The organism is Microbacterium resistens NBRC 103078, assembly GCF_001552355.1.
In the GTDB taxonomy this organism is placed as follows: Bacteria; Actinomycetota; Actinomycetes; order Actinomycetales; family Microbacteriaceae; genus Microbacterium; species Microbacterium resistens.
Map to the genome: position 1 here is coordinate 1 of NZ_BCRA01000032.1, position 20,931 is coordinate 20,931.

Below are 20,931 nucleotides of genomic sequence, written 5' to 3' on the forward strand. Positions count from 1 at the left end.
AGATCCTCGATCCCGGTGCTGGTGCGGGATCCGGCTCGGAGAGCCACGAGCGGCTGCGGCTGCTGTCCGCCCTGGCGGACCACGGAGCGATCTGGGCGGGGAGCGCGGAGGCGGCTGCCCCCTGACGCCGATCCCGGCTTGTTTTCGGTGCGCCGAAAACATAGGGTTTCGGTATGCCTAAACCTCGCCTCCGACTGCTCGCCGCGACCGTGCTCGCGTCGTCCCTGGTCCTCTCCGCCTGCGCGGGCCCGAGCGCCGCGCCCGACGACGACCGCCCGCGGGTCCTGACGACGTTCACCGTGCTGGCGGACATCGCCCGCAACGTCGCGGGCGACCATCTCGCCGTGGAGTCGATCACCAAGGCGGGAGCCGAGATCCACGGCTACGAGCCCACCCCCGGCGACATCCGCAGGGCCGCCGACGCCGACCTGATCCTCGACAACGGGTTGAACCTCGAGCTGTGGTTCGCCCAGTTCGTGGAGGAGCTCGACGTGCCGCACGTCGTCGTCTCCGACGGCGTCGAGGTGATGGACATCACCGCCGATGCGTATGCGGGCACACCCAACCCGCACGCGTGGATGAGCCCGCTGAACGTCCAGCTCTACGTGGACAACATGGTGGACGCCTTCCGCGAGCTGGACCCGTCACACGCCGATGACTACGCGGCGAACGGGGAGGCCTACAAGGCGGAGCTCCAGACCGTGCAGGATGAGCTCGTCGCCGAGCTGAGCACCCTGCCGGAGAGCCAGCGCGCGCTCGTCACGTGCGAGGGGGCGTTCTCGTACCTCGCCCGCGACGCCGGTCTGGCCGAGCGCTACATCTGGCCGGTGAACGCCGAACAGCAGGCGACCCCGCAGCAGATCGCGGCGACGATCGAGTTCGTCCAGGCCCACGACGTGCCCGCGGTGTTCTGCGAGTCCACCGTCTCGGATCGACCGATGAAGCAGGTGGTGGAGGCGACCGGCGCCGTCTTCGGCGGGACCCTGTACGTCGACTCCCTCTCCGAGGCGGACGGACCCGTGCCGACCTATCTCGACCTCATCCGCCACGATGCCGACACCATCGCCCGGGCACTGACGGGACGCGCCCGATGACCGCCGCGATCGACGTCCAGGGCGTCACGGTCCACTACGGCGAGGTGCTCGCGCTCGACGCCGTGACCGCCCGCGTCGGTTCCGGCCGCGTGTGCGGCCTGATCGGCATGAACGGATCCGGCAAGTCCACGCTCTTCAAGACGATCATGGGCATGGTCCGCCCCGACCGGGGACGGGTCCTCATCGACGGCGTCGAACCCTCCGCAGCCCGCAAGCGCGGACTCATCGGATACGTGCCGCAGAGCGAGGACGTGGACTGGGCCTTCCCCGTCTCCGTGCGCGACGTCCTGATGATGGGCCGGTACGGACGGCAGGGACTCACCCGGCGAGCGCGGCCCGCCGACCGCGCCGCCGTGGCCGAGGCCCTGGAGCGGGTGGAGCTCACCGAGTACGCCGACCGGCAGATCGGCCAACTCTCCGGCGGGCAGAAGAAGCGCACGTTCGTCGCCCGCGGGATCGCCCAGGGGGCGCAGATCCTGCTCCTGGACGAGCCGTTCGCCGGCGTCGACAAGCGCTCCGAGGCGACCATCGTGCGCCTGCTGCGCGAGCTGTCCGCCGACGGGAAGACGGTGCTCGTCTCCACGCACGATCTCCAGGCGCTCCCGGAGCTCGCCGACGAGGCGATCCTGCTGATGCGCCGGGTGCTCCTGCACGCGGGGGTCGAGGAGGTGCTCCGCCCGGAACACCTCGCGATGGCCTTCGGGCTCGACGTCCTCGGCCGGGACCGGGGGGACGCGGCATGACCCCGTGGGATCTGATCCTCGAGCCGCTCGCGTACGACTTCATGGTGCGCGCGCTGGTCACGACCGCCATCGCGGCGATCGTCTGCGCCCTCCTGTCGTGCTGGCTGGTGCTGGTCGGCTGGTCGCTCATGGGTGACGCCGTGTCGCACGCGGTGCTCCCCGGCGTCGTCATCGCCTACGTGCTCGGCGCCCCGTTCGCCCTCGGGGCACTGGTCTTCGGGTTCCTCGCCGTCATCCTGATCGGGCTCGTCCGCGGCACCAGTCGTGTGAAGGAGGACGCCGCCATCGGGATCGTGTTCACGACGCTGTTCGCACTCGGGCTGGTCCTGATCTCGGTGACGCCGAGTCAGACCGACCTCAACCACATCATCTTCGGGAACATCCTCGGCGTCTCGACCGGCGACCTGATCCAGATCGGCGTGCTCGGCGCGATCGCTTTCCTCGCCCTCGTCCTGAAACGGCGCGACCTGACGCTCTACGCCTTCGACCCCACGCACGCCCACGCGATCGGCTTGAGCCCCCGCCTCCTCGGCGCCCTTCTGCTGGGCCTTCTCGCGCTCACCGCGGTGGTGGCGTTGCAGGTCGTCGGCGTGATCCTCGTCGTCGCGATGCTGATCATCCCGGGTGCCACCGCGTACCTGCTCACCGACCGCTTCGGCCGGATGCTGGTGATCGCGCCGGTGCTGTCCGTGACCTGCTCGGTCCTCGGCATCTACCTGAGCTACTGGCTCGACACGGCCTCCGGCGGCATGGTGGTGCTCGCCCAGGGGGCGGTGTTCGCGGTCGTGTACCTGTTCAGCCCGCGCCATGGACTGCTGCGCCGTCAGCTCGGCCGCGCTCGTCGGCGACGCCTCCTCGCGCGCACGGACGGCTGACCCGGAGGAGGATCCGAGGAACAGCGCCCGGAGACGAGGAAGGCCCCGCCGAAGCGGGGCCTTCCTCTTACTGTCTCAACACAGTGCGCGCCTCGAGGGACTCGAACCCCCAACCTTCTGATCCGTAGTCAGATGCTCTATCCATTGAGCTAGAGGCGCATTCCGGCTTGTTCCGCTCTCGCGGGCCTCGTCAACAATACCTCACGGCGTCGCGCAACGCGAATCGAGCCGGAGCGCCCGTCCGCCGGCCCCGAAAGGTCCCGGATGAGCGCCCCCTCACCCGTTGTGGCGAGCCTTGCGCTCTTCCCGCGCGGCCTCCTTGGCTGCGGCCTTCTCGGCCTTCTCGCGCCGTCTGCGGCGCGCGCGCTGCTCCGACGACAGCGCCTGCAGATCGACGAGGCGCAGCGCCTGCATGCGCGCCTCGCGCATCACCGCGTAGTCGGGGTCCTGGTCCGGCCGCATGGCCTCGACCTGGAACCGGCGCTGCAGGTTGCTGGCCACGTCGCCCCACGCCGCGCGCCGGGCCTGCTCCACCAGCTCACGCAGCGCCTCGTGGTCCTCCGCCATGGCCTCCAGACGCTGGGCCACGCCCGCCGCCTGCTTGGCGCGGCGCTTCAGATTGCGCACGTCGCGGTCGCGGTAGTCGTGGGTGCCGACGGGGTCGGAGTGGCGCCCGTGCGCGCGCTTGCGCAGCCGCGTGGCGAGATCAGCCGCCTCGGCGGACTCGGCGGCGAGACCCCGCAGCGCATCCCGGGCGTCCTGGACGTAGCGCTCCACGTCGAAGGATCCGCCCTGCCCGATCGTCCCGACCAGGATGTGGTTCTTCACGACGAGGCGCGCGGCCGACGTCGCGATGGCGACGCCTTCGGCGATGGCATCCGCAGTCCGTCCCACCGCTACCTCCTCAGGCTTCGAGCGTACCCGCTCCCGGCGACACGGACGGGGCGGATCCGCCCGTCGAGGCGAGGGCGCCCGGCGACGCAGTCATCGCTCGACGGGGAGGGCCTGGAGGCGACGCATCGCCTGCACGCGCCCGCGGCGCAGATGATCGGTGATCCGCTCGCGGACGAGTGCCTCGTCCCTCGCGGCGATCGCCTCGTACAGCGCCTCATGCTCGTCGACCATGCCGCCGAGGTCGTCGTGCTGACCGAAGACCCACCGCAGACGGGTCAGGGTGCCGGAGACGATCTCGTCGAACGCGGAGTTGTTCGCGAGACGGGTGACTGCGAGGTGGAACTCCGCCGCCGCGTCCTGCGCGGCGGCGTGGTCGCCGCGCAGGGCCGCAGCGCGCTCGGCCTCGATGACCGCGCGCAGACGCGCGAGTCCGGGCTCGTCGTGGCGGCGTGCCGCCAGCACGAACAGGAAGCCCTCCAGGGCGTCACGGACCTCTCCGAGCTCCTCGATGTCGCGCTCGGTGAAGATCCGGACCGTCGCCCACGAGCGCGGACGCGAGACGACGATCCCCTCGGCGCCGAGCTTGCGGATCGCCTCGCGCACGGGAAGACGGCTCACCCCCAGCGCCGCGGCGATGTCCCGCTCGATCAGGCGGGACCCCGGCGCCCGGTCGCCGTGCAGGATCTCCTCACGCAGTACGCGAGCCACGCGTGCCGACTCGAGCTCCTCACCGCCCCCGCTCGCCATGCGCCCATTGTGACACCGCCCGACCCGGTGCGGCCCCGGCACGCCTCGCGCCGGGGCCGCGCCGGGGATCACTCCCCCTGCTGACGCGGGAGCACGGTGAGCACTCGCTCGATGTGCTCGCGGAACTCGGCCATGTAGGCCCGCAGGAACTCCTCCGTGTCGGGCTTCGTGATCGTCCCGTCCTCGAGGAACACCTCGGGACTGAAGTGGATGTACGCCTCCGGCGCCGTCATCTGCCGGGCGTTGCAGAATGACAGGACACTGCGCAGCGACTGCTGCGCCAAGGCCGTGCCGATGGCGCCGATCGAGGCGCCGATCACCGCCGCCGGGATGTGGTCGAACGAGTTCTGGCCCCAGGGGCGGGAGGCCCAGTCGATCGCGTTCTTCAGGGCGCCCGGGATCGAGCGGTTGTACTCCGGCGTCACGAACAGCACGGCATCGCTGGACTCGATCGCCGCCTTGAGCTCACGACCCTCCGCCGGGTAGTCGGCATCGAAGTCCGAGCTGTACAGCGGCAGGCCGCCGATCCCGATCTCGTGGAACTCCAGGTCGTCCGGCGCCAGCCGGATCAGCGCCCGGGACAGCACGCGGTTGATGGATGTGGAGGACAGGCTCCCCACGAAGTATCCGACTCGGTACGTCATCACAGCTCCTTCGGCTCGGCCGGATCCCCCGGCATCACCGACAGTGTGCTCCTGCCGCCGCATGCACGCCAGATCACCGAGCCGACATGTCGGCGGTGTCCCACCGGCGGCGTCGCCGGGCCGTCACCGCCCGTCACGCCGCGGGCGCCCGGACCTGCGCGGCGGTAGCGTGAGAGCATGACCCCCACCGGCGAAGGCGCCCGAGACATCGAGCTGCGCACGATCCGCATCCTCAGCGCCATCGAGGAGGAAGGGTCCATCACCGCCGCCGCGCAACGGCTCGGATACAGCCAGCCGGCGGTCAGCCAGCACCTCCAGCGCGCGGAGAGCCGGATCGGCATGCCGCTCATCACCCGTCTGGGGCGGCGCATCAAGCTCACCGAGGCCGGCACGGCGATCGCGGCGATCGCGCCGCAGGTCATCGGCGCGGTCGACGACGTCCTCACCCAGCTCGACGGGCTCACCCAGCTGCGGTCGGGGAACGTCCGGCTGCGCGGCTTCCCGTCCGCCTCGTCCACGCTCGTGCCGACCCTGCTCAACGACGTGCGCACGGCCCGCCCCGGCATCGCCATCTCCTACACCGAGTCCGAGCCGCACGACTCCCTGGAGGCCCTCGCCAGCGGGGAGTGCGACGTCGCCCTCGTGTGCGGATACGACGCGGCGGAGATGGACGCGGCGTTCGAGAGCTTCGGCATCGAGTCGAACGCCCTGTTCGTCGACCCCCTCTACGCCGTTCTCCCCCGCGACCACCCCCTCGCCGACGAGACCACGGTCGATCTCGTGGACCTGGAGGACGACGACTGGATCTCCGGATGGCACACCGAGGAGGTCTGCCGGAACCTGGGATTCACGCCGAAGGTCTCCATGACGACCGACAACTTCATCGCCGTGCTCGGCCTCGTCGCGCGCGGGTTCGGCGTCTCGCTGCTGCCGCGGCTCCCCCTCACGACCGCGGCGATCCCGCGGGGCTGCGTGATCAAGCCCACGAACCCCCAGGAGTACCGGACGATCCACGTGGCGACCATGCCGGAGCGGTCCTCCATCCCCGCCGTGAAGCTGACGACCGGTGTCATCGCCGGCCTCGACGGCACCCCGTGGCGGCTGAACCGCCCCGGATCGGTCGTCGTCTGACCCTTTGGCCGCCGAGGCCGGACGAGGACTCAGGCACCCCGCGGGGTCAGTCGCGCCACCGCCCGGTCGCCAGGAAGGCGTCGATCCGCTCCCGGTGCGGACGCAGGTCCATCCCCTGCTCACGGACCCAGTCGTCGGAGTAGTACGTGTGCGCGTAGCGCGCGCCGCCGTCGCAGATCAGGGCGACGACGCTGCCGGTCTGCCCGCGCTCGCGCATGCGGGCGATGATCTGGAACGCCGCGACGAGACTGGTGCCCGTGGATCCGCCCGCCCAGTGGGTCGTCCGCTCGCGGAGCATCCGGATCGCCGCGATCGAGGCGGCATCCGGCACGGAGAACATCTCGTCGATCACGGTCGGCACGAACGAGGGCTCCACCCGGGGACGACCGATCCCCTCGATGCGCGACCCCCTGCCGGTCGTCACGGTCATGTCCCCGCTCCGCCAGGCCTCGGCGAAGGCGGATCCCTCCGGATCCGCGACGGCGATCCTCGTGGGGTGACGCCGGTAGCGCGCGTAGCGGCCGAAGGTCGCGCTCGTGCCGCCGGTCCCCGCACCGACGACGATCCACGCCGGGATCGGGTGCCGTTCCTCGGCCATCTGCCCGAACACGCTCTCGGCGATGTTGTTGTTGCCCCGCCAGTCCGTCGCCCGCTCGGCGTTCGTGAACTGGTCGAGGAAGTAGCCGCCGACCTCGGCCGCCAGGCGCTCGGCCGCTCCCGACATCTCCGGGGCGCGGTCGACGAAGTGGCAGCGCCCGCCGTAGAACTCGATCAGCTCGATCTTCTCGCGGCTGGTCGTCCGGGGCAGCACCGTGACGAAGTCCAGCCCCAGCATCCGCGCGAAGTACGCCTCGGACACGGCCGTGGAGCCGCTCGACGCCTCCACGAGCGTCGTCTCCGGTCCGATCCGCCCGTTCACCAGCGCGTAGAGGATGAGCGAGCGCGCCAGTCGGTGTTTGAGGGATCCGGTCGGATGGACGGACTCGTCCTTGAGATACAGGTCGATGCCCCACTCCGGCGCGAGCGGGAACAGGTGGAGGTGGGTGTCGGCGCTGCGGGTGGCGTCCGCCTGGAGCAGGCGGATCGCCTCCGCGCACCACGTCGTCGCCGTGCGGTCCGGGCCGTGCCCCATCGGGATCACCCCTCGGGAAGCACGTCGCGCGCATACACGCGCTCGCCGTCGATCCACGTCTCGCGCGGACGGATCGCCCCGATGTCCTCCGCGTCGAGCGTGAGGAGGTCCTCGTCCAGGATGACGAAATCGGCGCGCTTGCCCGGCTCCAGGGATCCGATCTCGTCCTCCCGCTGCACGGCGTACGCCGCGTCCCGGGTGTACATCCCCAGCGACTCCATGAGGGTCAGCGCCTGGTGCGGGTCCACCGGCTGGCCGTCGTGCGTGTGCCGGGTGATCACCGCCTGGATCGCCGGGAACGGGTCGTGCTGATCGGCGGTGATGCCGATCGCGTCGCTGTTGCCGACCAGCGCGAGGCCCGCGTCGATCAGGCTGCGGAACGGCATCAGGTCGCCGATGCGGTCGCCGAGGTGTCGACGGTACCCGAGCGCGGTGGTGAGGATGAACGCGGGCTGGGGGACGGGGACCGCCCCGAGCTCGACGAGGCGGGCGATCCGCTCCGGCGTCATCCAGAGGTTGCCCGCGTGCTCGATCCGGTGCCGGAGCCGTCGGGCGCCGTCGCCGGCGGCCTCGATCGCGTCCAGCGCCTCGTCGAGCGCCCTGTCCCCGATCGCGTGGATCGCGATCTGGAGCCCGAGCCCGCTCACCCGCGACACCCAGGCACGAAGCTCCTCCTGCTCGTAGGCGAGCTCGCCGCGGTAGCCGGGCTTGTCCGGGTAGTCCTCGGTGAGCGCGGCGGCGAGGGACGTGAGGCCGCCGTCGAGGAAGAGCTTCACGCCGCCGAGCTTGAGGCGATCCTCGTCGATGCCCTCGAACCTCTGCGCCAGCGCGCCACCGGTCACGGTCTCCTCGTCCACCACGTTGGGGTACGTCGCGTACGAGGTCGTGCGCAGCTTCAGCTCCCCGCGACGAGCGAGGTCCAGCATGGCGTCGAGACCGTGGGAGAGCAGCGAGATCTCGCCGAGCCCCGTGACCCCGACGCGGAGGTACATCTCCTGGACCCGCTCGATCGCGTCCGCGAGCACGGGGACGGGGGCCTGCGGACCGCCGATGGCGGCGAACATGTCGAAGGTGCGTCCCGTGGGCTCGCCGTCCTCGTCCCGTTCGATGCGTCCGCCGGGGGCGTCCGGCGTCGCCGCCGTCACGCCCATCCGCGCGAGGGCCGCCGAGTTGAAGATGTTCGTGTGGAAGCTGGAGCGGTACATGACCGGATGGCTCGTCGAGACGCGGTCGAGGTCGTGCCGGTCCGGGAACCGCTGCTCCTCGAAGAGGGAGTCCTGGAAGTGCTGACCGTGGCCGATCACCCACTCGCCCTCCGGCGTGCGTCCCGCCCTGGCGCGCAGGGCCAGCACGAGCTCCTCGATGGACGAGACCCGGGCGGCGCGGACGTCCTCGGCCAGCTCCCACGCGTACGCCAGCATCTCGATGTGGGAGTGGGCGTCGATCAGGCCCGGGAGGACCGTGGCCCCCTTGACGTCCACGATCTCGGCGTCCGCGGTCGCGGCGGCGAGGATCTCCTCGTCCGTCCCGACCGCCACGATCTCGCCGTCCACGCTCCGAAGCGCCTGGGCGACCCGGTCCTCCGCGTCCATGGTGAGGACGCGCCCTCCGACGATGCACAGTTCGTTGGCCATCTCCGCTCCTTCTCTCCCGCTTTCTCCCGCGGGCGCCTCAGCGCCGCGCGATCTGGATCGTCTTGCTCTCGAGGAACTCCAGGACGCCGGCGCGACCGCGCTCGCGTCCGATCCCGCTCATCCGAACCCCGCCGAAGGGGAGGGCCGGATCGCTGGTCAGCGCGCAGTTGACGCCCACGTTCCCGCTGCGGACGCGGTCGGCGATGAGGCGCCCCCGCCCCTCGTCCCCGCTGAACACGTACGCGCTCAGCCCGTAGGTGGTGTCGTTGGCCCGGCGCACCGCCTCGTCGTCGTCCTGGACGACCACGACGCTCGCGATCGGTCCGAAGAACTCCTCCGAGAAGACGCCGATCCCTCCCTCGGACGTGAGCACGCCCGGCTCCAGGAACGCGCTGGTCGCGGTGTCGCGGACCCGTCGCCCCCCGGCGACGAGCGACGCGCCGCCCGCCAGGGCGCGCGCGATCTGATCCTCCAGGGTCTCGACCGCCCGCCGGTCGATCAGCGGGCCGATGTCCGTCGCCGCGTCCCACGGATCCCCGACGCGGAGGCCGCGCACGGCATCCGTGAAACGCTCGACGAAGCGATCGGCCACCCCTTGGTGCACGTACACGCGGTTGGCCGCCACGCACGCCTGCCCGGCGTTCGCGTAGCGCGCCCGGACGACGTGACGGACGACCGCGTCGACCTCCACGTCGTCGGTGATGATCACGGGGGCGTTGCCGCCGAGCTCCAGGAGCATCCTCTTCACGCCGCCGGCGGCTCCCGCGAGCAGACGCTGCCCCACGGCCGTCGAGCCCGTGAACGTGAGGCACGCGACCTCGGGGTGCTCCAGGAGCACCTCTCCGATCGCGGCCGGATCGCTCGTGGGCACCACCGACAGGACGCCCGCGGGAAGACCGGCGTCCACGAACGCCTCGGCGATCGCGAGGGCGGTCAGAGGCGTCTGCTCGGCGGGCTTGAGCACCACCGCGCAGCCGGCGGCGAGCGCCGCGCCGACCTTGCAGGCGACCATGAAGGCGGGGAAGTTCCACGGGGTGATCGCGGCGACCACACCGACGGGTTCGTGGACGACGTACGCGTCCCGGTCCTCCTGGACCCGCGGCCAGTACTCCCCGGGCAGGCGCAGCGCCTCGTGGCTGAAGAAGTCGAAGAACCGCAGGCTGTTCGCGATCTCGCCCCTGGCCTCGGCGAGCGGCTTGCCGGTCTCCCGCACGATGAGGTCGGCGATCCTGCCCTGACGGTCCCGGAGGATCGCGACCGCGCGCTGGAGCGTCGCGTACCGGTCGGATGCGACGGTGTCCCGCCAGCTCTCCCACGCCGCGCCCGCCGCCGCGATCGCGGCGCGGACGTCCGCGGAGCCGGCGTCCGCGACGTCGGCGAGGCGGTCGCCGGTCGCCGGATCCCACACCGCGAAGGTCGCGCCGGAGGCCGCGGGCACCCATTCGCCCCCGATCAGCATCCGCGACCGCGCACCCCCCGTTCCGGTCATGACGCCGCGTACTCCTCGTCGCTGACCGGACCGGTCCAGCGCACGTCCTCGAAGTGCAGGATCACCTGGGTGACGAGGTTGGTGTCGGTCGCGCCGTGCCAGTGCTCCACGTTCGGCTCGGTCCATACGACGTCTCCCGGACGCACGACGACCCGCTCCCCGCCGCGCTCCTGGATCCATCCCTCGCCCTGCAACGTGTAGATGAACTGGCCGCCGGGGTGGGTGTGCCAGTGGGTGCGTCCGCCCGGCGGGAACATGATGTTGGCGGAGCGCACGCCGTCCTTGTTGAGGAGGATGTCCGACCAGACGCCGCCGGTGGTGGTCTCGTCGCGCTTGCCCGAGGGGGCTCCGTCGCGGTGTCCGCGTCCGATGATCATGGGTCGTCCTTTCGTGTCGCCCGCAGAGGGCAGGGTGGGGCAGGGCGGTCTCCTGCCGATGCGCTGGTCAGCCGACCTGCGGCTCCATCTCGTCGTAGGCCGTCGTGCCGTTCTCCCGGTCCGCGATCATCCGATTGCTGGCGTTGTGCCCGGTGACCCCGCTCATGAAGTTGCCCGGCCAGGTCCCGACCCCGCAGAGGTACAGCCCCTTCAGCGGCGTCGTGTAGTCGGCGGCGCCGGCGAGGGGTCGGGCGTCGAGGATCCGGCCCGGGACGATGTCCCCGTGCGACCCGGATCCCTCCACGAGCCCGAACTCCCGCTCGAGGTCGAGCGGCGTGTAGACGTGCACGGCGTCGAGGATGTCCGGCACGTTGGGCATGTGGGTCGCGACCGTCGCCAGCACGGCCTCGCCGAGCTCGTCGCGCTGGTCGTCCCAGGTGCCCTCCGCGAGGTGGTAGGGGACACCGCGGACGCTGAGGCTCATGATGTGATGACCCGGGGTGTCGACGACCTCGGGATCGATCGCCGAGTCCATCAGTCCCGTCACGGTGACCCGCCGCGACCATCGACCCATGATCGCCTCGTTGTAGGCCTCCTGGAGGACCTCCATCGAGGAGGCGACGCGGAAGTTCGTCGGGAGGAACAGCTCGTTCTGCGCCTCGTCCTCGGCGGCGGCGAACCGCGGCGCGCCGGTCATCGCGATGTGGACCTTGGCGCTGGTGCCGTCCATCTTGAGCCGCCGCGCGCGGGCGACGAACTCGTCCGGAAGGTCCTCCGGGCGGACGAGCTCGGTGAGGGTGCGCTTGGGGTCGGCGTTGGAGAGCACCCGGGGCGCGAAGAACTCCCGTCCGTCGACCAGTCGCACCCCGACGACCCGTCCCCCGTCGGTGAGGATCCGCTCGACCGGGGCGTCGACCTCGATCCGCGCTCCCCGCGCCTCGGCCGAGCGCGCCATGGCCTGGGTGACCGATCCGATGCCGCCCAGGGGCGCCGCGTTCTTCATCATCAGGTCGTTGCGGTCGTCGACGCCGAACGCGGCCATCGACTCCTCGTACAGTGGCCGCTGCAGCAGCAGATACGCCGACCCCGGGGTGTACGGGCCGACGAGGTTCGTCGCCACGGCGGTCGCGGCGAAGAACGCCTTGAGATGCGGCGAGCGCAGGTGCTGATCGAGGAGGTCGCCGACGCTGCCGAACATCAGCGCGTTGAAGTCCTCGGTCTCCTCCGCGGTGGTGAACCGCGCCGCGACCTCCGCCAGTGTGGGCGGCGCCTCGTGGAACGAGACGCGCATCCGCTGGGCCACCCGGCGGATCCGCTCCAGGACGCCGAAGAAGCCCTCGACGTCGGACGGCCCGTGCGCGAACCGCTCCACCTGCGCGCGGCGCTGCGCGCGATCCGGCCATGGCACGAACGCCTGCCCGTCCTCGAACAGCGTGAGCGACCCGAGCGGCGGGGACGTGTACCGCAACCCGAACGAGGTCAGCTCCATGTCGGCGATGATGCGGGGATCGAGGCTGTGGCTCGAGTTGGAGACGGCGCTGCACCGGTACCCCGGGACGACCTCCTCGGTCACGCAGCAGCCGCCGACCACGCTCCGGGCCTCCAGCACGAGCACCTTCCAGCCGGCGCGCGCCAGGTAGAAGGCGCCGACGAGCCCGCTGTGGCCGCCGCCGACCACGATCGCATCGAAGCCGTCCGTCATGTCGCTCCTCCTGTGTCCTGTCCTGGCCTTCGCGCTCCGGCCCGTCTCACAGGGGACGGATCCGGCGCTCCGAGATCCGCCAGCCCTCGTCCGTGAGCGTGAGCACGTCCCGGTACTCCGCCGGCGCCACTTCGCCGTCGGACCGCACGGTGTGCGCCTTGCAGACCGAGGTGGCGGTGCGCTCGTCGACCAGGGTGACGACGACGTTCGAGTTGGCGTGGCTCCGCGCCGGGTTCGCGATGCCCCGGAAGCGCTCGATGAGCGTCGCCAGCCCCTGCGCCTCGAGTCGTCCCGGGTTCGAGAAGAGGACGTCGGCGTGGAAGACCTCGCCCATCCGGTCGTACTCCCCGGCGTCGAGGATGTAGGCGACGGAGTGCACGACGCGCTCGATCGCGCGCTCGGTCTCGACGGCGGTGCTCATGTGACTCCTTCGGAGGGGCTGTCGTGCGGCGGGCGTGATGCGCTCGCGGGGCCAGCGTAGGTCAGCCGGGCCCCTGCTCCTCCGTACCCGATGACGCTCATAACGAGACCGAATCAGCCGCGTCGTCCTCGGCGTCGCCGCTCTCCCCGAGACGCCGTGCGAACGCGGAGAGGAAGAGCGCGAAGACGTCGGCGCGCTCGTCGACGAAGGCGTCCGCGGGCTTGCCGACGCCGTGCCCGGCGTCCGGGTCCTCGGCCAGCAGGAGCGCCGATCGGGCTCCCTGGTCCCGCCGCTCGCGCAGCGCCTCGACGAACGCGTAGGAGTGGAACGGCGCGACCCGCGTGTCGTTGCGTCCTGTCGTGACGATGATGTCGGGCAGCGCCACGGATCCGTCCGGCAGGTTGTGCATCGGGGAGTAGGCGCGGATCCACGGCCGTGAGCCGGGGTCCGTCGGATCGCCGAAGTCCCCGGCCCAGAGCCGTGCGATCGAGAGGCGGTGGTACCCGAGCATGTCCGTCATCGGGACCGCGGCGTGCGCGGCCGCGCAGAGGTCCGGGCGCCGGACGATCGTGGCCGCGATGAGCAGCCCGCCGTTGCTGCTGCCCCAGATCGCGAGGCGCTCCCGGGTGCACAGCCCCCGCGAGACGAGGGCGTCGGCCACGTCGGCGAAGTCGTCGAAGACCCGCTGCCGCCGCTGGAGCCTGCCCGCCTCATGCCAGGCCGCGCCGCGTTCCCGTCCACCCCGCAGACCGGCCACGACGTAGCGCCCGCCCAGAGCGACCCAGGCCCGCGCCACGTCCGAGTACCCGCCGGTGGAGGACAGCCCGAACCCGCCGTACCCGTGCAGGAGCGTCGGGAGCGGCCCGTCGGCACCGACCGGCTCGAGGACCAGCGCGGGGACGTGCTCCCCGTCGCCCGCCTCCACGGAGAGGGACCGGGTCCGGAAGGACTGGTCGACGGGTTCACCGGGGTCGAGCGGGCGCGGCGCCAAGCCGGGCGTCCACTCCATGATCCGTGCGGGAGCGGTGAGGCTCGACCACGCGAAGACGGCGGTCCGGTGGGCCCGGTGGCGCACGACACGGTCGCGCATGGTCGAGCGCCCCGGTGTGGGCCACGCGATCCCCACGTCCCCGATCCCGAGCCGGGCCCACTCGACGTCGTCCGTGGCAGACGGCGCAGGGGCTTCGACGGAGAGGGGGAGAAAGCCGACGACGCCGGACATCTCCCGCTCGCCGACGAGGAACACCCCGTCGTCTCGCGCGGAGCAGTCCTCCAGCACCGCATCTCCCTCCGGCAGGAGCTCCTGCCAGTGCGCGGGCCCGGGGTCGCCCGGCTCCACGCGGACCAGCCGTCCGCGCGGGGCGTCGATCCCGGTGACTCCGAGGATCCCTCCGGAGGGGGTGAAGTGCAGGCGCGTCATCGCCTCTCGACCCTCGACGAGCGCCACGCGGCTCTCGTCCCGCAGGTCGACCAGGTACACGTCCGTCCGCGTCCACCCGATCGAGACGTGCACGAGCGCGCGTGTCCCGTCCGGCGAGACCTCCACGTCGGGCCAGTCGGTGCTGTCGGGGGTGTTCGGCCAGAGCAGGACGTCGGCGCCCTGGCTCTCGCCGAGGCGGTGGATCCAGAGCTCGCGACCGTAGTCCCGTCCTCCGGGGTAACGGCTGTAGACGAAGGCGTCCTCCGCGGGCAGCCACGAGACGCACGCGTGACGCACCCCGAAGAGCCGATCGGCGAGGAGTCTCCCTGTCCCGGTGTCGAGCACGGTGCCGACCGACTGCTCGGATCCGCGCTGCGAGCGGCCGAGGGCGAGGAAGCGGCCCGTGGGGCTGGGGTGGAACCAGTCGATCCCGGCGTCCGCCCCGTCGAGCAGCGGATGAGGTGCCGGAGCGCCCGGCGTGCGTCGCACGATCGTCCGGTGCGCGTGTCCGGGCAGCCGGTCGAGGCTGAGCACGGCGCCGCCGGCGAGGAACGGGGTGCCCTGATGACCGAGGGCGGTGGCGGACGCCAGCGCCGCCGCAGCGCGCTCGCGCAGGGGCCGGACCACGGGATCCTGCCGGAAGGCCGCACGCTCGGCGGCTCGCTCGGCGAGCCACGCGTCCAGCGGCGGCTGCTCCGGATCCCCGCGCATCCAGTCCCACCGGGACAGATCGTCGTCGACCTCCGTCCCCCTCATCCGAGCCAGCACCATTCCTCGCTCCACGGCAGCCGCGAGAGCTGGACCGCGGGCCCCTCCGCCTGGACCACGAACGTGTCGGAGAAGTTCGCCCCGAACCCGCCTGCGGGGTCGTAGAGGCCCGGTTCCGCCGAGAAGCACATCCCCGGCTGCAGGACGGTGGTCTCGCCGAGGGCGATGTACGGCGGCTGGTGCCCCTCCATCCCCTGGCCGTGCGAGGGCCGGGTGGCCGCGTAGCGCTCGACGCCGTTCGCGCGCTGGAACCCGTGGATGTCCTGCGCGACCTCGCCGCCGGTCCGGCCGGCGCGCAACGCGTCGCGCAGCAGGAGGCAGCCGTCGCGCGCGGTCGTCCAGAGACGTCGTTCGTGCGCCGTGGGCTCCGCGAGGAGATAGGGACGGTACAGCTCTCCCCCGCACCCGCCCACCTGGACGATCCCGGACACCTGCACGGTGCGCTGGTCCACGATCACCGCATGACGGACCTGGTTCGGGTGGGGAAGGCCCGTGATGCGCCCCGCGCGCACCCAGCCCAGGTCGACCGTGATCCCGACCGGTCCGTGCATGGAGCGATCCGCTCCGTAGTCGGCCATGATCTCGTCCAGGACCCGCCCCGACATGTCCAGCCGCAGACGCGCGTCCGTCAGAAGCGGGTCGCGCTCGCGGATCCGGTCCCGCGCGTACGCATGGACATCGTCGAAGTAGCGGTAGGCGCGGGACCAGAGCGCGAGCTCCTCGTCCGTCTTGACCATGCGCATCGCCATGGCGTGGTGCGCGACAGAGGCGGGAACGTCCCCGAACGACCTCTCCGCCGCCTCCCGCGCGGCCATCGGCAGCTCCGCGTCGACGACGAAGCCGTCGACCGCGCCCGTCGCGGGCCGCAGCCCCCGATGCCGCAGGCGCTCGAACAGCCATTCCCAGCGGTCCTGTCCCGGCCCGGCCGTCGCCGTGCCGTGCGGGGGGAACTGCCCCGGCACGTCGGGGACGTCGAAGTAGCAGTCCCCGTCCCCGTACCACCACGTCGTCACGAGCTCGTGGTCGAGCCACGGGTAGAACCAGGTCGGGGCCGAGCCGTCCGGAGGCAGGTACGCGGCGAGCAGCCTCTCGGTGGTCAGCGCCCACAGCCCGGTGAAGGCCACGATGTTCCACGGGTCCAGCAGCAGGACCCCGGTCCGCCCCTCGGGGTCGACACGACGCCTCAGCTCCGCGGCCCTCTCCCGGCTCCATGCGAGCGGGAGCCGGAAGCCGTCGGCGGGCGCGTAGGGTCCGGGAGCGAGGAGGAGCTCCCGCGAGTCACTCATCCCCGAGTCCGTCGTCGGGGGCCGCGCCGGAGTCCGCGAAGAGGTGCAGGTCCTCGCCGCTCCAGCCGACCGCGACGGCGTCGCCGGGGACCGCGGAGAAGTAGTCCCCGCTGTGCTGGACGGTCGCCTTGAGCTCTCCTACCCCCGCCACGTCGACGCGGTACGCGGTCACCGCGCCGAGCGCGACGACGTCGGTCACCGTCCCGGTCAGGCGGGTGGAGCCGTGCACGCGACCGCCGTCGCGGGCGAGGCTCACCCGCTCAGGGCGCAGCGTCGCCGACAACCGCGTGCCGGGCGCGAAGCGGGACGCCGAGGCCACTTCGGCACCGCCGTCGAACCGCAGCGACGAGGCCGAGGCCTGGGTCGCGGCGAGCGTGTTGTTGTCGCCGAGGAAGTTCGAGACGAACAGCGTCTCCGGGCGGTCGTAGAGCCCCCGCGGATCCCCGAGCTGCTCGACGACGCCGTGGTTCATGATCGCGATGCGGTCGCTCATCGACATCGCCTCGTCCTGGTCGTGGGTGACGTAGACGACCGTGATCCCGAGCGAGCGCTGCAGTGCCCGCAGCTCCTCCTGCAGGCGCTGGCGCAGCTTGCGGTCCAACGCGCCCAGCGGCTCGTCCATGAGGAGCAGGGACGGCTCGAAGACGAGGGTGCGCCCGATCGCCACGCGCTGCTGCTGCCCGCCGGAGAGCAGGGCGGCGTTCTTGTCCCGGTGCGCGGTCAGGTCGACGAGCTCCAGGACCTCCGCCACCCGGCGCGCGATCTCGGCGCGCGGCACACGGCGGGTCTCCAGAGGGAAGGCGATGTTCTGCGCGACGGTCATGTGCGGGAACAGCGCGTAGTTCTGGAAGACGACGCCGATGTTGCGCTTCTCGACCGGCACCGGGGCGATGTCCCTCCCGTCCACATCGATCGTCCCGGTCGTGAGCCCCTCGAAGCCCGCGACGAGTTTGAGGGTGGTCGTCTTGCCCGATCCGGACGGCCCGAGCAGCGAGAAGAACTCGCCCTCGTGCACGTCGAGCTCGGGCACCGTCAGCACCCTCACCCCGTGGTACTCCTTGGTCACGTCCCGCAGCGACAGCTTGAGGCTCACGTGTGGTTCCTTCCCTGGATGTGGCGGCGTCGCAGCCGCGTGGCGACCGCCGCGCCGATCCCGACGACGGCGACGAGCGCCATGAACAGGACGGCCACGACGCCCACCGTCGGATCGGTCTGCACCGCGAGGGCCTCGTAGATGCGTCGGGGCAGCGTCTTGACGCTCACCCCCGAGAGGAAGATCGCGATCGTGGACTCGTCGAACGAGGTGATGAAGGTGAGGAAGAGCGAGGCCAGGATCTGCCCCGACAGCAGCGGGATCAGGATCCGACGCACGGTCCGCGCGCGCCCCGCTCCGAGGCTGGCCGCCGCCCTCTCGTAGTCCGGGTCCAGGGTCTGCATCCCGGCGAGCGTGATGATGAACGCCTGGGGCAGCGTGATCGAGATGTGCGCGAGCACGATTCCGGTCTGGGTGTCGATGAGCCCGACCTTGAGGAAGGCGATGAAGAAGGCTCCGGCCGCCACGACGGCCGGGAAGATCAAGGGGATGAGCAGGAACGGCGTGATCCCGCCACGCAGGGTGCGCGATGCCGTCCGGCTGACCGCGATCGCCGCCAGCATGCCGAGCGCGGTGGCCGCCAGCGCGGTGATCACCCCCACCCGCAGACTGATGATCGTGGGGTCGAGCCACGTGGGCTGGAAGAAGTTCGCGTACCAGGTCGTGGACCAGCTCTGCGGCGGGAACACGAGTGCACGGGCCCCGGAGAACGAGATCGGGATCGCGAGCAGCTGGGGGATCAGGACGAGGACCGCCAGCACGATCGAGACGACCGTCCCGACGCCCTTGAGATAGCTGAGCCGGGAGCGGTCGAGCGCCTGGGCGAAGGCGCCGAGGGCACGCGACCCGAGCGACGAGCGCACGGTCGGCTCGTCGCGGCCGCCCGCGGCCTGAGCGAGGGCGATCGCCTGCGTCTCGTCCGCGGACCCCGGCCCCGCCGCGGCGGACGCGGACGGCGCCGCCGCGATCTGCGGGGCGACGACGTTCTGTATCTTCTGCCGGGAGAGCACCGTGAAGAGGATGAGGATGAGGAAGACGACGAGCCCGAGGATCACCGAGGCGGCGGCGGCGACCGAGTAGTTCGCCTGCTCCTCGATCGAGCCATGGATGAAGGAGCCGAGCATGCGCCCCGAGTTGCCGCCGAGGAGGGCGGGGACGGCGAACGAGCCCGCGCTGTAGACGAGCGCCAGGATGAACGTGACCTGGATCCCGGGGCGGGTCGCGGGGAGGAAGACCCGGAAGAACGCCTGGGCGGGGCCGGCTCCCAGGCTGCGCGCCGCGAGCATGCGGCTCGTGTCGACCCGCTGGATCACGGGCACCAGGATGAGCACCACCAGCGGGAGCTGGGAGTGCACGAGGCCGATCGTCGTGGCGACCGCGTTGTAGATGAGGTCGGCCTTGGGCAGGCCGAGCGCGGCGAGCACCGAGTTGATCAGCCCCTGCTGCCCCAGCACGACCTGCCAGGCGAACGTGCGGATCAGGATCGACGTCAGATACGGCGTGAGCACGCAGATGAACAGGAACCCGCGGAGCACGCCGCGGGACCGGGCGATCGTGTACGCGATCGGATAGCCGATGAGCACCGACAGGACCGCGGCGACGATCGCCAGCACGACCGTGTTGATCAGGACGTTCTGGAACCCGCTGCTGGTGAGCACGGACGCGTAGACGCCGAGGCCCAGTGCGCCGTCCGGCTCCGTGACGCTGCGGATGACGAGCACGCCGAGCGAGAGCACGTACACGCCCAGCACGAACGCGACGGCGGGGAGGGCGAACAGCCCCCACCCTCGGCTCTGCCTCGAAGTCGTCGTTGCCATCGTGAGTCCTCCTCCGTGTCATGGCCGGGACCGACGTGGCGGCGGTCCCGGCCCGGGTCCGGCGGGGGAATCAGGAGTTGACGAACTCCTGCCAGCGCGAGGACACCTCGTCCCAGTTCTCGGCGTACCAGTCGCCGTCGATGTAGAACGACACCGCGTTGGTCTCCGGCGTCCCGGGCAGGTCCGCCCGCTCCTGCGGGGTGAGCTCGTCGAGCACGCTCTGCACGCTCGGGGTGTACTTCAGCGCATCCAGGACCGCCCGCTGCTGCTCGGGCTCCAGGGCGAACTGGATCGCCTCGTGCGCGAGTGCGGGGTTCGCCGCGCCCCGGGGGATCGTCAGCGACTGCACCGAGACGACGGCGCCGTCCCAGCTGTACTGGACGTTGGCCCCGCCGGACTGGATGTCGCGGATCCGGCCCAGGGTGTAGAGCCCGGCGACGACCTCGCCCTGGGCGATCGCCACGTCCTCCTGTCCGCCGAACAGCGCGTTGGGCTTGATCTCCTCGAGCTTGGCGAAGGCGCGGTCGATGTCGAGCGGATAGAGGTCGTCGACGGACACCCCGTCCGCGAGGAGCGCGACCTCCAGCACGCCGGTCGGGTAGGTCGGGAAGGACCTCGTCCCGGGGAACTTCTCGACGTCCCAGACCTCGGCCCAGGTCTGCGGACCGCCGTTCGGGAACGCGTCGGCGTTCCAGAAGAGGTTCCGCGAGAACTGGTACCAGGGCACGCTGTAGTCGTTGACGGTCTCCTGGCTGGCGACGTCGGTGATGTCGAGCTCGTCGAAATCGAGCGGTTCCAGGAGATCCCCGGCCATGAACTGCGCCAGGGTCCGCGACTCCGTGTCGACGAGATCCGGCGGGGTGGCTCCGGCCGCGATCGTCTCGGCCAGTTTCGCGACGTTCGAGCCGTCCGTGTCGAAGAGCACCTCGGCACCGGTCTCCGCCCGGAACGGGTCGAACACCGCCGCGCGGATGGACTCCTCATAGCTGCCGCCGAAGCCGGAGTACAGCAGGGTGCCGGAGTCTTCCGGGCCTGCCGTCCCGCCGCCGCCTCCGACCTCGCTCGAGGTGCAGCCGGCCAGCGCGACCGCACTGAGCGCGGCCAGGCCCAGGGCGAGCAGGCGACGCGGGGAACGTGAGCGAACAGCCATGGCGGCATCCTTTCGGCGAGAACTGCGGGGAATCACACGACCTCGACGGCGACGGCTCACACCGTCGACGAGCCCGTGGGGCCGATGCTAGGGCGGCTCGGTGCGGTGCATTCATTGTCAATAGGCGCCATAACCATCGGATATCCGATGTCCGAGTGTGACGCCGCAGGTGGCGCCCGAGCCGAGGATCCGCTGAGGGGTCCGCGGCCGCCGGGTCCGGGTACCCAGGGAAAGCTCAGCGTCCCCCGCGCTGCGGATGAGAGCATCGGAGCTTCCCCCCGCGGAGCGGTGGCGCGGGCCTGTCGAGGATCCGCGCCCCGTGCGACGATCACCGACGAACGGCCTGCCGATGAGACGCCCCTCCCTGCCCCAGCCCGCTGCCCCCTCCCCCTCGCCCGAACCCGAGCGGCCGCGGGCATCGCACCGCGATGAGCGTCGTGTGCGTCGGCGTCGTCGTCGGGTGTTGTTGGTCGTGGTGCCGTTGGTGGTGGCGTTGGTGGCGGTGGGTGGTTTC

At 71.5% G+C, this 20,931-nt stretch carries 18 protein-coding genes and 1 tRNA gene; 4 read left to right on the forward strand and 15 right to left on the reverse strand.

Going from position 1 to position 20,931, the window contains the following annotated elements:
- Positions 1 to 173 precede the first annotated feature (173 nt).
- Genes MR1_RS06890 through MR1_RS06900 form a run of 3 tightly spaced genes read left to right on the forward strand, consistent with a single transcriptional unit; the run spans position 174 to position 2,712 of the window.
- Positions 174 to 1,094: a metal ABC transporter substrate-binding protein gene (locus MR1_RS06890; protein WP_067244353.1), complete on the forward strand. Its 921-nt coding sequence runs from the start codon at positions 174 to 176 to the stop codon at positions 1,092 to 1,094.
- Complete coding sequence (locus MR1_RS06895) at positions 1,091 to 1,837, forward strand: metal ABC transporter ATP-binding protein (protein ID WP_067244355.1); 747 nt, start codon at positions 1,091 to 1,093, stop codon at positions 1,835 to 1,837. Before MR1_RS06890 ends, MR1_RS06895 begins: the two co-directional genes overlap by 4 nt.
- Positions 1,834 to 2,712, forward strand: coding sequence for a metal ABC transporter permease (locus tag MR1_RS06900; protein WP_067244358.1), 879 nt, complete (start codon positions 1,834 to 1,836; stop codon positions 2,710 to 2,712). The genes MR1_RS06895 and MR1_RS06900 overlap by 4 nt, the downstream gene beginning before the upstream one ends.
- A gap of 86 nt (positions 2,713 to 2,798) precedes the next feature.
- Here the strand turns inward: MR1_RS06900 and MR1_RS06905 are convergent.
- The 4 genes from MR1_RS06905 to MR1_RS06920 form a co-directional block, all read right to left on the reverse strand.
- Positions 2,799 to 2,871 (reverse strand) — tRNA-Arg (locus MR1_RS06905).
- A gap of 117 nt (positions 2,872 to 2,988) precedes the next feature.
- The gene (locus tag MR1_RS06910) at positions 2,989 to 3,606 is read right to left on the reverse strand and encodes an asparagine synthase (RefSeq protein ID WP_067244360.1); all 618 of its coding nucleotides are present in this window, start codon (positions 3,604 to 3,606) and stop codon (positions 2,989 to 2,991) included.
- Positions 3,607 to 3,696: 90 nt separating this feature from the next.
- Positions 3,697 to 4,353, reverse strand: coding sequence for a GntR family transcriptional regulator (locus tag MR1_RS06915; protein ID WP_067244362.1), 657 nt, complete (start codon positions 4,351 to 4,353; stop codon positions 3,697 to 3,699).
- A 68-nt stretch (positions 4,354 to 4,421) separates the two neighbouring features.
- On the reverse strand, positions 4,422 to 5,000 hold the full coding sequence (locus tag MR1_RS06920) for an NADPH-dependent FMN reductase (protein ID WP_217996195.1): 579 nt from the start codon (positions 4,998 to 5,000) through the stop codon (positions 4,422 to 4,424).
- A gap of 174 nt (positions 5,001 to 5,174) precedes the next feature.
- On the opposite strand from MR1_RS06920, the gene MR1_RS06930 reads away from it, so the two are divergent.
- Complete coding sequence (locus MR1_RS06930) at positions 5,175 to 6,128, forward strand: LysR family transcriptional regulator (protein WP_067244369.1); 954 nt, start codon at positions 5,175 to 5,177, stop codon at positions 6,126 to 6,128.
- Positions 6,129 to 6,174: 46 nt separating this feature from the next.
- On the opposite strand, the gene MR1_RS06935 is transcribed toward MR1_RS06930, so the two are convergent.
- The 11 genes from MR1_RS06935 to MR1_RS06985 form a co-directional block, all read right to left on the reverse strand.
- Complete coding sequence (locus tag MR1_RS06935; protein ID WP_067244395.1) at positions 6,175 to 7,260, reverse strand: PLP-dependent cysteine synthase family protein; 1,086 nt, start codon at positions 7,258 to 7,260, stop codon at positions 6,175 to 6,177.
- Between the two features lie 5 nt (positions 7,261 to 7,265).
- On the reverse strand, positions 7,266 to 8,894 hold the full coding sequence (locus MR1_RS06940) for an amidohydrolase (RefSeq protein ID WP_067244371.1): 1,629 nt from the start codon (positions 8,892 to 8,894) through the stop codon (positions 7,266 to 7,268).
- A 37-nt stretch (positions 8,895 to 8,931) separates the two neighbouring features.
- Positions 8,932 to 10,383 carry an aldehyde dehydrogenase family protein gene (locus tag MR1_RS06945; RefSeq protein ID WP_067244373.1) on the reverse strand — a complete coding sequence of 484 codons (1,452 nt, stop codon included), beginning with the start codon at positions 10,381 to 10,383 and terminating at the stop codon, positions 8,932 to 8,934.
- A complete protein-coding gene (locus tag MR1_RS06950; RefSeq protein WP_067244376.1) occupies positions 10,380 to 10,760 on the reverse strand; it encodes a cupin domain-containing protein in 381 nt (126 codons plus the stop codon). Before MR1_RS06950 ends, MR1_RS06945 begins: the two co-directional genes overlap by 4 nt.
- A 67-nt stretch (positions 10,761 to 10,827) precedes the next feature.
- Positions 10,828 to 12,462, reverse strand: coding sequence for a phytoene desaturase family protein (locus MR1_RS06955; protein WP_067244378.1), 1,635 nt, complete (start codon positions 12,460 to 12,462; stop codon positions 10,828 to 10,830).
- Positions 12,463 to 12,508: 46 nt separating this feature from the next.
- Positions 12,509 to 12,883, reverse strand: coding sequence for a nuclear transport factor 2 family protein (locus MR1_RS06960; RefSeq protein WP_067244381.1), 375 nt, complete (start codon positions 12,881 to 12,883; stop codon positions 12,509 to 12,511).
- 97 nt (positions 12,884 to 12,980) lie between these two features.
- The gene (locus MR1_RS06965; protein WP_169797660.1) at positions 12,981 to 15,059 is read right to left on the reverse strand and encodes a prolyl oligopeptidase family serine peptidase; all 2,079 of its coding nucleotides are present in this window, start codon (positions 15,057 to 15,059) and stop codon (positions 12,981 to 12,983) included.
- Entirely contained in the window at positions 15,056 to 16,357 is a 1,302-nt protein-coding gene (locus tag MR1_RS06970; protein WP_067244386.1) for a M24 family metallopeptidase, read from the reverse strand. Before MR1_RS06970 ends, MR1_RS06965 begins: the two co-directional genes overlap by 4 nt.
- Positions 16,350 to 17,450, reverse strand: coding sequence for an ABC transporter ATP-binding protein (locus tag MR1_RS06975; RefSeq protein ID WP_067244388.1), 1,101 nt, complete (start codon positions 17,448 to 17,450; stop codon positions 16,350 to 16,352). Before MR1_RS06975 ends, MR1_RS06970 begins: the two co-directional genes overlap by 8 nt.
- Positions 17,447 to 19,267: an ABC transporter permease subunit gene (locus tag MR1_RS06980; protein ID WP_067244390.1), complete on the reverse strand. Its 1,821-nt coding sequence runs from the start codon at positions 19,265 to 19,267 to the stop codon at positions 17,447 to 17,449. The genes MR1_RS06975 and MR1_RS06980 overlap by 4 nt, the downstream gene beginning before the upstream one ends.
- 70 nt (positions 19,268 to 19,337) lie before the next feature.
- A complete protein-coding gene (locus tag MR1_RS06985) occupies positions 19,338 to 20,417 on the reverse strand; it encodes an ABC transporter substrate-binding protein (RefSeq protein ID WP_067244392.1) in 1,080 nt (359 codons plus the stop codon).
- Positions 20,418 to 20,931: the final 514 nt, after the last annotated feature.

Excerpts from the sequence above, each read along its gene's own strand:
- MR1_RS06890 (WP_067244353.1), top strand. The coding sequence starts at position 174 with ATGCCTAAACCTCGCCTCCGACTGCTCGCCGCGACCGTGCTCGCGTCG.
- MR1_RS06955 (WP_067244378.1), bottom strand. The coding sequence starts at position 12,462 with ATGACGGACGGCTTCGATGCGATCGTGGTCGGCGGCGGCCACAGCGGG.
- MR1_RS06895 (WP_067244355.1), top strand. The coding sequence starts at position 1,091 with ATGACCGCCGCGATCGACGTCCAGGGCGTCACGGTCCACTACGGCGAG.
- MR1_RS06935 (WP_067244395.1), bottom strand. The coding sequence starts at position 7,260 with ATGGGGCACGGCCCGGACCGCACGGCGACGACGTGGTGCGCGGAGGCG.
- MR1_RS06960 (WP_067244381.1), bottom strand. The coding sequence starts at position 12,883 with ATGAGCACCGCCGTCGAGACCGAGCGCGCGATCGAGCGCGTCGTGCAC.
- MR1_RS06980 (WP_067244390.1), bottom strand. The coding sequence starts at position 19,267 with ATGGCAACGACGACTTCGAGGCAGAGCCGAGGGTGGGGGCTGTTCGCC.
- MR1_RS06915 (WP_067244362.1), bottom strand. The coding sequence starts at position 4,353 with ATGGCGAGCGGGGGCGGTGAGGAGCTCGAGTCGGCACGCGTGGCTCGC.
- MR1_RS06965 (WP_169797660.1), bottom strand. The coding sequence starts at position 15,059 with ATGAGGGGGACGGAGGTCGACGACGATCTGTCCCGGTGGGACTGGATG.
- MR1_RS06950 (WP_067244376.1), bottom strand. The coding sequence starts at position 10,760 with ATGATCATCGGACGCGGACACCGCGACGGAGCCCCCTCGGGCAAGCGC.
- MR1_RS06985 (WP_067244392.1), bottom strand. The coding sequence starts at position 20,417 with ATGGCTGTTCGCTCACGTTCCCCGCGTCGCCTGCTCGCCCTGGGCCTG.
- MR1_RS06900 (WP_067244358.1), top strand. The coding sequence starts at position 1,834 with ATGACCCCGTGGGATCTGATCCTCGAGCCGCTCGCGTACGACTTCATG.
- MR1_RS06945 (WP_067244373.1), bottom strand. The coding sequence starts at position 10,383 with ATGACCGGAACGGGGGGTGCGCGGTCGCGGATGCTGATCGGGGGCGAA.
- MR1_RS06940 (WP_067244371.1), bottom strand. The coding sequence starts at position 8,894 with ATGGCCAACGAACTGTGCATCGTCGGAGGGCGCGTCCTCACCATGGAC.
- MR1_RS06930 (WP_067244369.1), top strand. The coding sequence starts at position 5,175 with ATGACCCCCACCGGCGAAGGCGCCCGAGACATCGAGCTGCGCACGATC.
- MR1_RS06970 (WP_067244386.1), bottom strand. The coding sequence starts at position 16,357 with ATGAGTGACTCGCGGGAGCTCCTCCTCGCTCCCGGACCCTACGCGCCC.